The 13,610-nt window shown below is 55.4% G+C and carries 13 protein-coding genes; 7 read left to right on the forward strand and 6 right to left on the reverse strand.

Annotated features, from left to right (window positions below):
- Window positions 1-72: 72 nt before the first annotated feature.
- The 3 genes from KR51_RS14735 to hemL all read left to right on the forward strand — a co-directional run bounded on the left by KR51_RS14735 (window position 73) and on the right by hemL (window position 3,501).
- Window positions 73-1,242: an esterase-like activity of phytase family protein gene (locus KR51_RS14735; RefSeq protein ID WP_022608873.1), complete on the forward strand. Its 1,170-nt coding sequence runs from the start codon at window positions 73-75 to the stop codon at window positions 1,240-1,242.
- A 97-nt stretch (window positions 1,243-1,339) separates the two neighbouring features.
- Complete coding sequence (locus tag KR51_RS14740) at window positions 1,340-1,930, forward strand: chromophore lyase CpcT/CpeT (RefSeq protein WP_022608874.1); 591 nt, start codon at window positions 1,340-1,342, stop codon at window positions 1,928-1,930.
- Window positions 1,931-2,199: 269 nt separating this feature from the next.
- Window positions 2,200-3,501 carry a glutamate-1-semialdehyde 2,1-aminomutase gene (gene hemL / locus KR51_RS14745; protein ID WP_022608876.1) on the forward strand — a complete coding sequence of 434 codons (1,302 nt, stop codon included), beginning with the start codon at window positions 2,200-2,202 and terminating at the stop codon, window positions 3,499-3,501.
- Window positions 3,502-3,744: 243 nt separating this feature from the next.
- On the opposite strand, the gene KR51_RS14750 is transcribed toward hemL, so the two are convergent.
- From KR51_RS14750 to KR51_RS14760, 3 genes are all read right to left on the reverse strand, one after another.
- On the reverse strand, window positions 3,745-4,968 hold the full coding sequence (locus KR51_RS14750) for an ATP phosphoribosyltransferase regulatory subunit (RefSeq protein ID WP_022608877.1): 1,224 nt from the start codon (window positions 4,966-4,968) through the stop codon (window positions 3,745-3,747).
- Window positions 4,969-5,361: 393 nt separating this feature from the next.
- Window positions 5,362-6,339, reverse strand: coding sequence for a hypothetical protein (locus KR51_RS14755; RefSeq protein WP_022608880.1), 978 nt, complete (start codon window positions 6,337-6,339; stop codon window positions 5,362-5,364).
- A gap of 280 nt (window positions 6,340-6,619) precedes the next feature.
- The gene (locus tag KR51_RS14760; RefSeq protein WP_022608882.1) at window positions 6,620-7,456 is read right to left on the reverse strand and encodes an inositol monophosphatase family protein; all 837 of its coding nucleotides are present in this window, start codon (window positions 7,454-7,456) and stop codon (window positions 6,620-6,622) included.
- Window positions 7,457-8,042: 586 nt separating this feature from the next.
- On the opposite strand from KR51_RS14760, the gene KR51_RS14765 reads away from it, so the two are divergent.
- The 4 genes from KR51_RS14765 (at window position 8,043) to KR51_RS14780 (ending at window position 10,508) form a co-directional block, all read left to right on the forward strand.
- Window positions 8,043-8,702, forward strand: a complete 660-nt coding sequence (locus KR51_RS14765) for a sigma-70 family RNA polymerase sigma factor (protein WP_022608883.1) — start codon at window positions 8,043-8,045, stop codon at window positions 8,700-8,702.
- A 141-nt stretch (window positions 8,703-8,843) separates the two neighbouring features.
- Window positions 8,844-9,314, forward strand: a complete 471-nt coding sequence (locus tag KR51_RS20325) for an anti-sigma factor family protein (RefSeq protein WP_022608884.1) — start codon at window positions 8,844-8,846, stop codon at window positions 9,312-9,314.
- Window positions 9,315-9,325: 11 nt separating this feature from the next.
- A complete protein-coding gene (locus KR51_RS20330; protein WP_022608885.1) occupies window positions 9,326-9,745 on the forward strand; it encodes an acyl-CoA thioesterase in 420 nt (139 codons plus the stop codon).
- Between the two features lie 40 nt (window positions 9,746-9,785).
- Window positions 9,786-10,508 carry a M48 family metallopeptidase gene (locus KR51_RS14780; RefSeq protein ID WP_051358230.1) on the forward strand — a complete coding sequence of 241 codons (723 nt, stop codon included), beginning with the start codon at window positions 9,786-9,788 and terminating at the stop codon, window positions 10,506-10,508.
- Window positions 10,509-10,975: 467 nt separating this feature from the next.
- Here the strand turns inward: KR51_RS14780 and KR51_RS14785 are convergent, their stop codons facing one another.
- From KR51_RS14785 to KR51_RS14795, 3 genes are all read right to left on the reverse strand, one after another.
- On the reverse strand, window positions 10,976-12,082 hold the full coding sequence (locus KR51_RS14785) for an AI-2E family transporter (RefSeq protein ID WP_022608888.1): 1,107 nt from the start codon (window positions 12,080-12,082) through the stop codon (window positions 10,976-10,978).
- Between the two features lie 101 nt (window positions 12,083-12,183).
- Window positions 12,184-13,053: a nickel pincer cofactor biosynthesis protein LarB gene (gene larB / locus KR51_RS14790; RefSeq protein WP_022608889.1), complete on the reverse strand. Its 870-nt coding sequence runs from the start codon at window positions 13,051-13,053 to the stop codon at window positions 12,184-12,186.
- Window positions 13,050-13,490: an MAPEG family protein gene (locus KR51_RS14795; protein ID WP_022608890.1), complete on the reverse strand. Its 441-nt coding sequence runs from the start codon at window positions 13,488-13,490 to the stop codon at window positions 13,050-13,052. Before KR51_RS14795 ends, larB begins: the two co-directional genes overlap by 4 nt.
- Window positions 13,491-13,610 lie beyond the last annotated feature (120 nt).

Raw genomic sequence — 13,610 nt, forward strand, 5'->3', positions numbered from 1 at the left:
CGGGGTGTAATTGCTGCCGATTTCACATGTCGAGCCAGTACGATCCAAGGGTTGTGTCGTGCGATTGCCGTCATGTGCTCGTCCAAGTCCTGGTTGCGATTGCCAATTGCCCCGATCCTCATAATTTTTATTTGCCTGTTCGGGACTATCGCCTGTAGTTCCTCCGGGCGAGTACTGGCTCAGGACCGGCTATTTCTCAATCGGTCGCTGGAATTCCTCGATGCGGTCACCTTGCCGCGCCAAGCCTTTGCCGAAACGCCCGTAGGCGGACTCTCCGCGATCGCCTACGACCGCCAGCGCGGCATTTACTACGCCCTCTCCGACGATCGCGGCAATCGCGCGCCTGCGCGCTTCTACACCCTGCAGATCGATCTCAGTCCCGACCGCACCCAGATTCAAGCGGTGGAGATCGCTGGAGTGAAATACCTACAAACGCCTGAAGGCGAGCTGTTTGCCCCCGGAAGCCTCGACCCGGAAGGATTGGCGATCGCGCCCGGCAACAGTCTTTATATTTCCAGCGAAGGCAGCCCGCGCGATGGCGTCGAGCCTTTCATCGCGCGCTTCGATCTTGCCACCGGCCGGCAGCTCGATCAATTGCCTCTACCCGAGCGTTATCTTCCTCGTATCGAAGGCGATCGCGGCATCAAGGAAAACCGCGGCTTCGAGGCACTAACGCTGGGAACGACGGGACTGTCCGACGTCGACCCCTATCGCGTCTTCGCAGCAACGGAGTCGACACTTGAGCAAGACGAATTGCCCCTAGACGCGCCGAGCGATATACCCGCACGCGTGCGGGTCTTGCACTATGCCATCAACTCCGTCAGCGCGCCGACCCTGGTAGCCGAACACGTTTATTTACTCGACCTCGCACCGCTAGGAACGGCAGCCAATGGTCTGACAGAGCTGGTTGCTCTTCCCACTGAAGGGTACTTTCTATCTTTGGAGCGCACTTACAGTCCGCTGCAAGGGAACGGCGCGAAGATTTTCCAGATAGCAGTGGGCAACGCCACCGATACGTCCCAGGTTGGAAGCCTCAGCAGCAGCCTCGGGCAGATTGTGCCATTGAAGAAACGCTTGCTGCTCGACCTCAGCACGCTCGATTATCCGCTCGACAACCTCGAAGGCATGACCCTCGGACCCCTGCTACCGGACGGGTCCCAAAGCCTACTCTTGATTAGCGACGACAATTTCAGCGAGAAACAAACCACGCAACTACTATTGTTGCGTCTAGTAAAGGGATGAGCGCGCCCACGCTCCTGCGGCGGTAAGGATAAGAGACCAATAGTTGTTTAGACACATCCAAACACATCTAACCAAGCACAGCTAACAACCAAGACTTATGACGCATGCGACCGACCTCAGAACACTAGTGCAGTGGATGGCCGCTGACTTCAGCAATCAGGCCCAAGCACTGGAAAATCCACCGTTCTTCGCACACATTCGAGTGTGCATGCGACCCCTACCGTTGGACTTGCTGTCAGGGCCGAGCCTATTGCTCGAGCAGGCCTACGACTACATGGTGAGCCAACCCTATCGTATTCGCGCCCTTAAGTTTGTCGTCACTGACGATCGCATCGAAATCGAAAACTATACACTTCGCGAGCCCGAGAAGTTCCACGGTGCTACGCGCGATCGCGACCGGTTGGGTCAGCTACGCGCGGACCAACTGGACAAACTTACTGGCTGTAACTCGATTGTGTCTTGGACCGGGGACAGTTTCAAGGGTGAGGTGGAGCCCGGCAAAGCTTGTATTGTGGTTCGAAACGGAAAGAAAACTTATCTCGATAGCACATTCGAGATCGATGCCGATAAGCTCGTCAACCTCGATCGCGGCCGCGACCTGGAGACCGACGAGCGCGTCTGGGGCACAATTGCCGGGCCGTTTCACTTCGTCCGACGTACCAGCTTTGCCAGGGAAGTCCAAATTTAGCGGGCGGAACGGGTCGCTGCAAGTTCCTTCGACGCGTCCGAACTGACAGTTCCAAAGAAAGTTTTTAAGATTTGCTTCACGTTCGGCCGTCTTTCCCGCCGCGATCGCTCAATTAGGATAGGAAGAACTTATGGCTGACATGGGGAGCGCAAGCAGTCGCGCACTGCAGTCGTGCGGCGAGCATTGCAGTTGGGTTTACTTCGCCCCGCTTGCCGAGATTGCAGCCAGCCCATTTGCCCAGCCCATTTGCGTTTGCATAGGAGAAGGCCTTGACTACAACAGCTGCGTTTAAAACCACTCAATCAGAAGCCATTTTTAGCGCTGCCCAAAAACTTATGCCCGGCGGCGTTAGCTCGCCAGTGCGCGCCTTCAAATCCGTCGGCGGCCAACCGATCGTTTTCGATCGCGTGTCGGGTAGCCGCATATGGGATGTCGATGGAAACGAGTACATCGATTACGTGGGTACCTGGGGCCCAGCAATTTGCGGTCATGCCCACCCAGAAGTGATTGCCGCCCTCCACAACGTCCTCGACAAAGGTACTAGCTTCGGCGCGCCGTGCGCGTTAGAAAACGTGCTAGCCGAGATGGTTATTGCCGCCGTGCCCAGCGTCGAGATGGTGCGATTCGTCAACTCGGGCACCGAAGCGTGCATGGCGGTACTGCGCCTTATGCGTGCGTATACCGGTCGAGACAAGGTTATTAAGTTTCAAGGTTGCTACCACGGCAGTGGCGACATGTTTTTAGTGCAAGCCGGCTCAGGTGTCGCAACATTGGGGCTGCCCGATTCACCTGGCGTTCCAAAAGCCGCAACGAGCAACACGCTGGCGGCGCCCTATAACGACCTCGAAGCGGTGAAAGCTCTGTTTGCGGAGAACCCCGACGAGATTTCCGGCGTAATTCTGGAGCCAGTGGTAGGCAACTCCGGGTTCATCGTCCCCGATGCAGGCTTCTTGGAAGGACTGCGCGAGATTACCCAGGAGAATGGAGCGCTATTGGTTTTCGACGAGGTCATGACTGGATTTCGCATTGCCTACGGCGGAGCGCAGGAGAAATTCGGCATTACGCCCGACCTGACGACGCTAGGCAAGATCATCGGTGGCGGCCTGCCGGTGGGTGCCTACGGCGGTCCCAAAAAAATTATGGAAATGGTGGCACCGGCCGGGCCGATGTACCAAGCCGGGACGCTTTCGGGCAACCCGCTAGCCATGACAGCAGGCATCAAGACGTTGGAGCTTCTCCAACGTCCGGGCGTATACGAGCATCTGGATCGAGTGACGTCGAAGCTAATTGCCGGACTAAAGGAAATTTCCCAGGAAACGGGTCAGGCAACAACTTGCGGTAGCATCAGCGGCATGTTTGGAATGTTCTTTACCGATCGGCCGATTCACAACTTCGAAGATGCAAAAACTTCGGATTTGGCAAAGTTTGGTCGCTTTCATCGCGGCATGTTAGAGCGCGGGATCTACCTAGCACCATCCCAATTCGAAGCCGGCTTCATGTCGCTAGCGCACACAGATGCGGATATCGATCTCACGCTGACAGCAGCCCGCGAAGTAATGGCAGCACTCTAGATTGATTGCTCAGCGGTCACGCTTTTGGCGTGGTTGCCGCCCCCTGGACAGGAGTGACTCATTTTCTGGAACTGAAGGGGCGGTTTGCGTCAGAAACGCCGATACATCCACGCTGGTTCTGTGAGTATAGTCCCTACAGATTCAGCGTGGTCCCTCTGGAGTCCAGCTCCGCCAGTCCAGACTGTGTTTAGACGGTCGAAGGTTCCTCCAAGCGGGCAACCAACACATCAAGTTATTTAATTTTTACTGCACGGCGATCGCCTCTGTTTCGAAAGAACCGTCGGCTCCAACCCATACAATATTCTTGATGCCGCAAATTCGTGCGCGATCGCGTGCCTCTGCTTGCGTGCTTGCGTCCAGCTCCAGTTCCACCTTCGAGGTAGGCGTCGTTTGCCGCAGGGCGCGCGCGCGTTTGAACGCAGCTACCTCGGCTGCAGATTCCAGCGGGACTACCAACCAATCGCTCGTTGCTGCCATCTGCGGCAACTGTTGGGTTGGCAACAATGCGGCATGTAATTCTTCCAAGCCAAAAGCGAACCCCATCCCCGCTCGCCGCTCGCCGCGCGGATGATACAGCTCCAGCAGGCGATCGTAGCGCCCGCCCGAACCCAGCACGCGCGCGCCAGTTGCTGTCTGAACTGCCACTTCAAACGTCGCCCCGGTGTAATAGTCAATCGTTTGCACGAGGCTTAAATCGAGCAAGAGCGTTACTTCCGTTGTCGTCTGTGCCAAGATTTCGATCAAGGATTTGAGGCGTTCGGTTGCCGCTCGTGCCTCTACATCGAGTTCTAGACCGGCTACGCGCTGCAGCACCTCAGCCGGTCGGCCGCGCAAGTCGAACAACCGCAGTGCACGATCGAGCAAGCTCGGATCTAACGGTAACTGGGCCAGCGTGACGCGATCTAGGTGTGCCAAACAATAGCGTACGCGCGATCTCAGCTGCTCCGGAAACGGCTGCAGCAATGCCCGCGTTAAGCTGGCTTCACCGAGCACGATTTGCCAGTTCGGCAGGCCTACTGCCTGCACGCAAGCAATTGCTAATAGCAACACTTCAGCATCTGCTAAAACGCTGCCAGCACCCAGCAGCTCGACGCCAAGTTGGTAAAACTCCACCTGCCGTCCGTGGTGGCTGACCGACCGCCGAAACACATTCGAAGCATAGTACAGTCGCAGTGGCGAGGACTTGTTTGCCATGCGCGCCATACAAGCTCTGGCCAGCGAGGCTGTCAGCTCCGGCCGCAACCCCAGAATGCCTTCCGATATATCCTGAACCTGAATTACGGTCTGTGGCTGGATCGCGCCGCCTGCCTCTAGGGTCTCTAAGCGTTCTAGGGTTGAGGTCACCACGCGTTGATAGCCCCATTGCCGAAATACCTGCTGCAAGCGATCGCCGATCCAAAGTTTTTGTTCGACTTCAAGGGGCAGCCAGTCGCGAGCGCTGGCCGGGGGCTGAGGAGTAGCAGTCATAAAACCCACGTTGTCAATGGCAACGCGTCAAAGGCAACTCAATGTCGCACCGTTTTATTCGGTTGCGGCAGAACAGCGAAATTTACTGCTACTCAGTTAATCACAAGAGCCGATCGTGATGCTATCCCGGGACAGCGAGTTCGAAAGCAGTAAGTTCCCTTTATACCTCTGCCCTACCTACTTAGGGTTTGCTGAAAAAGTACACAAAACGAATTTAGGAGGCAGAGAGCTTATGGAATCTGGCATTTACCATCTATCCCCAGCTTTTTGCCTCGGATTCTCGGCCCAAGTGCAAGGGTTTTGAGGCTCTGGTGCCTATAACCTTGCACTTTTCTGGCATAGAAAACGCTGAGATCCTTTCATTGCAGGGATTCCAGCCTTTTTCAGCAAGCCCTACTTACCGTTGCCAAATAAACCCCCTAGGAAGCTGCGCTTGCTGCCCTTACTATCCGTGTCAACGTTAGTCGATGACGGCGGTAGCGGTTGCTGAATCGTTTGTTTCTGGCGATCCACGAGCTGGTCGATCATTTGTTGGGCCACTTTTGCCTGGGGATTATTGGGATCGCTCGCAATTGCTTTGCGGATATGAACGCGCGCCATGCCAAACGACTTCTGACCCAGATATGCGATGCCGAGCAAGGCATGGCAGCTGCTATCGTGCTTGTCCACTTCTAGGGCCTCGCGCAATTCCCGAATTGCTAGGACGTAGTTTTTTGTTTCGAGATACCCTTGCGCGCGACGACGGCAGGGCTCCATCGGAGAACTTGCGCGACGCTTATTCGCCTGACTCTCCGTCGCCACTGCAGCTTGCTTGTTGCCGTTAATGCCGATACCACTATCTAAGTTCTGCGGTGTTCGACTGCTCGCCGCATTTAAATGCGCGGGCTTGCGCGTCATATAAACTAAATTCAGTTCGCTGATCGTTGCAATCCGATCCGGCACTTGGTGCATCCGTTCGTAAAGCTCTGCTGTAATCGGCCGCATGAGCTTGAAGTAGGCCTGCTCTAATGGGCCGCGAGCAACCATCAGCTCTTTTGCCGCATCGCTTTCCACTGCCAGGCTGCCGCCCTCTGCTGCTAAACGCGCCCTCATTTGATTCAGAATCAGGATGTGCTCCTGGCGACGCTCCTTGCCTTTGCACAAATTTTCGTAGGCTGGATTGACTAGCTTAGACAAAAGAGCGTCGGCCAGCCGCTGCTCTTCTGGATCCGCAATCTTGCGGATATCGGGGTATAAAATGCGCGTGATTCTCAGAAACTGTTTGCGGGCAACGTCCACTTTCGCCCCAATGGGCAGCCCGAGGATAGCATGGTAATCGATGATGTCGTACTTGAATAAACCACGCTCAACTCTAATAGCAGTAATAGGCATGAGAGATAAATTCCGTGCAAGCTGCCTTCAAGCGTCCGAGCTTCTGACTAGTATGTGCTATCCGCAAAAACACATTTCGATCGCCGTGGAAACGACGCGAGCCGCCCTCATAACCATTTGAGGCTGACTTGGTTCCAAGACGTCGGTAATGCTATATCCCGAGCAATCGGCGTTTCGCGAAAATCCACAGTTGCGGGATGCTTACCCGCAAATCTTCCGCTTTGACTGCGACCTCGATCGCTTTGAAGGTAAGTGTTCCCACTTAGCCAGATTAAACTATCTATGACCGGTAAACTAAGCGACTTGCTTCCTGAGGAGCGCGTGCCAAGGCATTACCGAGTTCGACGTGAAGCACTCCGTTGGTTGCCATCAAGCGCCCGCTTGCCAAATCGACTGGGCTACCATCGTAGGCCGTAACGCAACCACCAGCTTCGCGCACTAGGACGACACCAGCGGCAATATCCCACAACGACAGTCCTCGCTCCCAATAACCGTCAAGGCGACCGCAGGCAACATCGGCCAGGTCGAGTGCCGCCGATCCGAGGCGCCGGACTCCGCGAGTTAAATGCGTCAGATAGCAAAACTCCGCATAGTTGTTATCGGAGGTCTCACGGCGGTCGTAGGCAAATCCCGTCACTAACAGACTCCGATCTAATGAAGCCGTTGTCGTGACTGACATCGGCTGGCGATTGCGCGTTGCCCCCAGCCCCGTTGCCGCACGGAATAATTCGTTACGAAAGGGATTGTAAACAACGCCGACGCAGGGAACATCATCGACAAGCAAAGCAATCGACACGCTAGCAATCGGCAGTTGATGGGCATAGTTAGTCGTGCCATCGAGGGGATCGATTGCCCAGCAATAGTTGCTATCGAGATTGCCCAATCGACCTGATTCCTCGGCGAGGATGGCGTGGTCGGGCAAGTGGCGCTGCAGAACTTCGAGAATAGCCGCTTCAGAGGCCTTATCGGCATCTGTAACGAGATCGCCCGGACGTTTGTCTTCGATGGAGGCTAGCTTGCCGAAGTGTTCGCGCAGGATTGCGCCAGCAGTTGAAGCGGCCTCGGTGGCAATGTCGAGATGGACTTGGCGGCGTTCCAGAGTCATTAGGTTCGTCATCGGTATCAAAGCCCAAAAAAGCTCGAGCATTAGACAACAGAAGAAGTTCAAGGCAGCTGCTCGCAAGCCAATGCCTTTGGCACCACCGACTAACACCGGTGGCTCCCCCACGAGAGTAATAAGGTCTGCGAGCTAACAATTCTGATACCCTGGCGGCAGATTTCGGCGTGATTCCGCTCGCACTGGGCGCGAACTCATTGCAAATCAGGCTAGGGCTTACCTACTGGCTCGAGAAAATTCCCTCCTGGTACCCAGGGCACGCTAAATGTAACGCATCTTAAGATTTACGAGCCACATCTAGCGTACAATGAAACCAGCTGTGCGGGGTTCTACCCAATGCTATCGCTCTCTGCCACGGAGTCCCTCGGTATTGACATCGACAAGCTTGTTCTCTGGGAACAAGGAAGTTGTCGCTCACTCGCTCGAGTTCTAAATCACTGACGTGCATTTATTGCGGATGCTGAGGATGTCCCCCTAACCTTGGCAAAGTTCGCAAATGGGTGGAAATGGAAACCTTATGCGGATGTCCGCGGTCCTTTAGGCTTTAGGGGTAACGCCCACCAAACCCGGACGTAAGTAAAGATCCATGAGCCATTCCCTTGCAGTCTGCTGGCCGGCGGCCGATCTCGGCCTGCCTTTGGAATCCGTGTCTCCAGATAAACTCTCCAACACCGAGCTGATCGCCCGTTGTCAGGAAGGGGCAAAACCGGAACGCGATGCTTTTTCCGAGTTGTTGCGGAGGTTCCAGCCTCACGTCGAGAAAATCCTGTATCACCTTGCCCCCGATTGGGGGGATCGTGCCGACTTGGCTCAGGAAGTGTGGATTCGGGTATATCGCAACATTAAGCGTTTGAACGAACCGGTTAAGTTCCGCGGCTGGCTCAGTCGGATTGCAACTAACTTGTTCTACGACGAGCTGCGCAAGCGCAAGCGCGTTCGTAACCCTTTATCTCTGGATGCTCCACGCCAGATGGAGGACGGCTTTCTCGATTGGGAGGTGCCGTCCGACGCACCAAGCCCGGATGAAGATCTCTCGACTCAGGAGTTCTACGAACAACTTCAGCAGGCGATTGCCGATCTTCCGGAAGTCTTCCGGACGACGATCATCCTGCGCGAGATCGAAGGTCTGGCTTACGAAGAAATTGCCGAAGTTACCAGGGTTTCACTCGGGACTGTCAAGTCGCGGATCGCTCGTGCCCGAGCCCGCTTGCAAGTAAAACTGCAAAGTTATCTCGCGATCGACTAAGTTGGTTATAGAGGGACGCGCTCGTTTCAGCGGACGTGCTTAGACGAGTGTGGGTTAGTCATCCGACTTGGCTAGGCTCTAGTAGCAAATACGGTCGGAGGCGCTCACTAAAGACACTTTAGTAGGGGTCCGAGGATTTCGATGGCTACGAACGTGCAGCACGAAGACGAATTCGGTGGATGCAGTCAGCTCGTATTAGAACTTCTTAGTGCGTACCTCGATGGCGAGGTCACTCAAGAGGAAGAAGCCCGCGCGCAAGCCCTGATTGCTTCTTCTCCAGCAGCCGAGCGATTCTATCGTCAGCAACTGAAGTTGCGAGCCGCCCTTCGCCAGGTAGCGGTGCCTCGCGAGCAGTCGGTCGCCGCCTTGGAAGGGCGCGTTTGGACTGTGTGTCGTCGTCGGCGTCGGTGGCTCTGGGGCGGAAGTGCAGCAGCCGCGTTACTGGTAGGCACTTTTGCTTGGCTCGTGGGCGGCGAGTCATCGGTCTTACGTCTGGCGCGATCGCCCCAACCGGCTCTGTCCTCTGGAGCGTTGGCAATCTCTTTGGATCGGCCGGTCTTGGCTCTACCCGAACTGGAAGCAGGTTCCTTAGTTGCCCCCAATCCGCGTTAGGTCAGCTGAGGGTGGCATTTATTTACCGGCGGGTCGTGCGTTTAGCCGACACGGACGCTGCAGGGGTCGTTTACTTCTCTCGCATCCTAGAAATGTGCCACGAAGCTTACGAGGCAGCTCTGGCAGATGCTGGCATTGATATTGGAGAAATGCTCCGCAATGGGGCGGTTTTGCTGCCGATAGTTCGTGCAGAAGCAGATTATCTTCAGCCACTGACTTACGGCCAAGACTTGATCATTTCCTTACGGCCCCAATCGATTGACGAGACAGAATTTGCCCTCAGTTATGAAGTTACTTTCCTGCCCGCACGATTGGCGGTGCGAGCACAGACACGTCACGTTTGCGTGCATTCGCGGCAGAAGTGGCGCATGTCGTTGCCAGAATCGTTAGCGCGGTGGTTACTCCGAGCAGCGGCAGAGTCATCTTTGTGATCGCGATTCGCACGAGTACGAGATAAGCTCGATTCGGTAAGTGCTCGATCGCTCAATTATGGAGCTGCCCCCATACACAGTTCGCGTAAGCGCACGCGCTCGCCACGCCCGCATTCGGGTTTCGGCTCGCGACGGACTCGAAGTTGTGGTACCTCAGGGATTCGACATCGAGCGTTTGCCGGAGTTACTCGCACGCCGCCATCGCTGGATCGAACGCGCACTGGCAAATGCAGCCGCACAGGAGCAGGTGTATGCCACACAGCCCGATCTACCCGAGGTGATTGCGCTCCTCGCGATCGGACAGCAACGGTCAGTGCGCTATTTTACAGCAGCAACGCCGCGCATCCGCCTCGACGAGTCCGATAGCGAGTTGATCGTTCGGGGCGCGACAAACGATCTTAGGGCCTGTCGGGAACTGCTGCAGTATTGGTTAAGCCGGCAGGCACGATCGTATCTAGTGCCGTGGTTAGAACGAGTCGGACAGGAGTGCGAATTAAGCTGTCGCAATGCGGCAATTCGCAATCAGAAAACACGATGGGGTAGTTGTTCGGCTCGCGGGACGATCAGTCTCAACCAGCAACTTTTGTTCCTACCTGCCCCATTAGTACATTACGTACTTGTTCACGAACTGTGTCATACCGTCCACTTGGATCATTCACATCGCTTCTGGCAGCTTGTGGAGGCAAAGCTCCCCGACTGTGCTCGGCGGCGGGCAGAGTTACGCGCAGCCTGGCAATACGTTCCGCTTTGGGCGCAGCCATAGCGAACAACCGGCAATGGCTGCAAAGTTGAGGCAGGCAGATTCTCCCAAGCGTCGAGAAGATATGGGTATGGCAGTTAAAGACTGGTTCGGGCATCGCTAGCTTGATACCAATTTGCACAATACCTAAGACAGAATAGGCAAACATTCCCGAAAGAAGAGGATCTCAATCTGTCATCTGTCGCAGCTCTTCCTAGAGTTGGCACGAGCTCTGTTTTTTTTCTGCTACGGAAAGAGAATAGCTGCATCGACAGATCTTCGTTTGAGTCGTTTCGGACATCTTTATGAAGACGGAGGGAGAACGGAGTAACTTTTTAGGCCGACCCTTGAATTAATCAATGAACTGAAGAGGGACGAGAATAAAGACTACTTTTCGCAACCAATGGCAACTCTTGAGCAGAATCAATTCCATTGGGCGACCCCAACAAGGCAATTCAAGTATGGACTTGCCATCTCTCACGCAGTCGAATTCACGTCCTGGAGGCAAGGTGTTGCCCCTGATGGGGGTGTGCTGATGGTTGGACACCTTCGGCACCTTCACTGCCACCACGCTTTCCACCCCAGCGATCGAGCACGTCGCCAAGCAAGGCTTCTTCAATCCAAATCTTCGAGACAACAGCAAGTGGCAGCGCCAAGATCAACCCTGCTAAACCGAAGAAGCTTGCAAATAGAATCTGTGCGCCCAAGGTCACCGCTGGCAGCAGCGACACCCTTGCTGCCATGACCGTTGGTGTCAGCCAATAGCTTTCGATGTTCTGAATAATGAGGTAAAGGACGATCACGCCAAATGCTTTCCAGGGGGCGTCTAGTAAAGCGATCGAAAACGGAAACACTACGCTCAGCGTCGGACCGATATTCGGGATGAAGTTAAGCAAGCCAGCCAGCAGTGCGTGGACGAGTACGAGATCGACTTGCAAAATCAACAACCCGATGCCGCTCAGCGTTCCAATAAACGCGCAGTTAATCGTAATGCCGGCGAACCAACTCGACAACCCTCGAGCGCACTTCGTCAAGATGTCATCGGCACGTCGCCGATAAAACGACGGGAACAGGCGCAAGGCTCCGCGTCGATAGGGTTGTGGATCGGCCAGTAGCATAAGCGTGAACACCAGTACCAGTATAGGCTGCAGCACATAGGCTAAGGAATTGGAGAAAAAGCTAAGCAGCTGCGATATTGATTGCTGCAAAAGGGCTGGAATATCGTTTAATAGTGTATTCGGGTCAAGCAAGCTTGGTGGCGAGCCAAAAAAGTCTGAGACCAGCAAGTTTTCCAGCCAACCCGCAAGACGTTGAAAAGCAACCGGCAGTAACTTGAGCAGCTCTTGAAACTGCTCGACTAACGGTGGAACGAGCGCCACCCCGAGCACGCCTGCGAGCACTATCATTCCGACGACGATTGCACCAACAGCCCAGCCGCGCGGGACTTTTAACCAACGTTGCAGGCGCAGCACAAGCGTATTGAGCACAGTCGCCAGCACCGCTGCTGTAAACATCAACAGCAAGAGTCCGCGGATCTGCCACAGCACGAACAGGGACACAGTCAGACCCATCAGTCCCAACCACTGGCCGAGCTTCATAGCACTCCTCAAAAGCAATTCTGAACGCGCGATCGCGGGTCAAGTTGCCTCAGTTATACCCCACGAACTCCAATGTCAGGAGTTCGCGATGCCGAATGCTTTTACTGAGATCGCTGGCGTTTCGTATCCCCTTCGCACGCATGCAACCGTGCAGCTGTCCGCAAGATTTTCCCTGCCAGCATTGCTGCACCGAAACCATTGTCGACGTTCATCACGCCGATACCCGTTGCACAAGAATTGAGCATGGTCAGCAAAGGAGCAATGCCGCCGAAGCTTGTGCCGTAGCCAACGCTAGTGGGGACGGCAATCACCGGACAAGCTGCCATCCCCGCAACAACGCTTGGTAACGCGCCTTCCATACCCGCCACAACAATCGCCACATCAACGCGGTCGAGCAGGGTGCGATGGCTGAGCAGACGATGGATGCCAGCAACACCCACATCCCAGAGGCGCTGGACCTCAAAGCCGCTGAGTTCGGCCGTGACGGCGGCTTCTTCGGCAACGGGAATATCGACGGTACCGGCTGTTAGGATGCCAATCGCGCCAGGATATTGTGGCGGGTCGGCAGTTTGGAGAACACAGATGCGAGCTGTCGGATGGTAGTGCAGTTCGGGCAACCGCACTTGAAGCTGTTGGAAAACCTCGGGCTCGATGCGCGTCGCTAGCGCCACTGGGACGCGCTCGCTCATGGTGCGGAAAATTGCAACAATTTGCTCGGGGGTTTTACCAGGTCCCCAGATTGCTTCGGGAAACCCCGTCCGCAGACTGCGATGGTGATCGACTTTGGCAAAGTCATCGACCGGTTCGAAGTCAAAGTGACGCAGGCGATCGCGCGCATCGTCGGGCGCGATCTTGCCAGCAGCAACAGCACTCAGCAGCGCTTGTAGGGACGCATCTGGGTCGTTGTTAGAGCCGGCCAGATCGTCATACCGATCGTCTAGAAACTCGCTGCCGCTCTTAATTGCGTTCATATCGCTGCTGCCCGTTGCAAACTCAAAGCGAAGAGCACGACGATGCCCGTCACACCGATCGCGTAGGCCAGCGAACGCAAGATCGGCAGATTGGCAACATAGCCCAACGGATAAAGCAGGCGCGCGCCCAAATATCCGATCGCCGCGATCGCCGCCAACGACGAGTCGACATGCGTGACGTAGGCCATCAGCGCCGCCGGTACGTAAATCGTGAGAGATTCGAAGCCATTCTGGTGCGCCCACGTTGCTCGCTGAGCATACGCAGGTAGCTTGTCGAACATCGTGCGGGGCGCTCTGGCATCGTAGCCAACTTGGAAACGACCGAATGCAACCAGTCCGTATGGTAAGTAAACTAGCAGGACCGCACCGACAATCGAATACAGTAGCAGTGCGGGTAGGGGAATTGGTAGGTTGTGGACGACTGCGTCTGGGTTCATGGCCGTGTTGAGTGAGAACGGTCGAGTTACGGTCGCGCCCGGTGAGGATGCGCAAAATGCAATCTTCTAATCGTTGCTGGACTCGATCGCGATCGCCATACCAAATGGCTTGGTGGCAAC

The organism is Rubidibacter lacunae KORDI 51-2, assembly GCF_000473895.1.
Classification (GTDB): Bacteria; Cyanobacteriota; Cyanobacteriia; order Cyanobacteriales; family Rubidibacteraceae; genus Rubidibacter; species Rubidibacter lacunae.

Coding starts and splice junctions, on each gene's coding strand:
- KR51_RS14735 (WP_022608873.1), top strand. CDS start 73: ATGTGCTCGTCCAAGTCCTGGTTGCGATTGCCAATTGCCCCGATCCTC.
- KR51_RS14740 (WP_022608874.1), top strand. CDS start 1,340: ATGACGCATGCGACCGACCTCAGAACACTAGTGCAGTGGATGGCCGCT.
- KR51_RS14750 (WP_022608877.1), bottom strand. CDS start 4,968: ATGACTGCTACTCCTCAGCCCCCGGCCAGCGCTCGCGACTGGCTGCCC.
- KR51_RS14755 (WP_022608880.1), bottom strand. CDS start 6,339: ATGCCTATTACTGCTATTAGAGTTGAGCGTGGTTTATTCAAGTACGAC.
- KR51_RS14760 (WP_022608882.1), bottom strand. CDS start 7,456: ATGACGAACCTAATGACTCTGGAACGCCGCCAAGTCCATCTCGACATT.
- KR51_RS14765 (WP_022608883.1), top strand. CDS start 8,043: ATGAGCCATTCCCTTGCAGTCTGCTGGCCGGCGGCCGATCTCGGCCTG.
- KR51_RS20325 (WP_022608884.1), top strand. CDS start 8,844: ATGGCTACGAACGTGCAGCACGAAGACGAATTCGGTGGATGCAGTCAG.
- KR51_RS14785 (WP_022608888.1), bottom strand. CDS start 12,082: ATGAAGCTCGGCCAGTGGTTGGGACTGATGGGTCTGACTGTGTCCCTG.
- larB (WP_022608889.1), bottom strand. CDS start 13,053: ATGAACGCAATTAAGAGCGGCAGCGAGTTTCTAGACGATCGGTATGAC.
- KR51_RS14795 (WP_022608890.1), bottom strand. CDS start 13,490: ATGAACCCAGACGCAGTCGTCCACAACCTACCAATTCCCCTACCCGCA.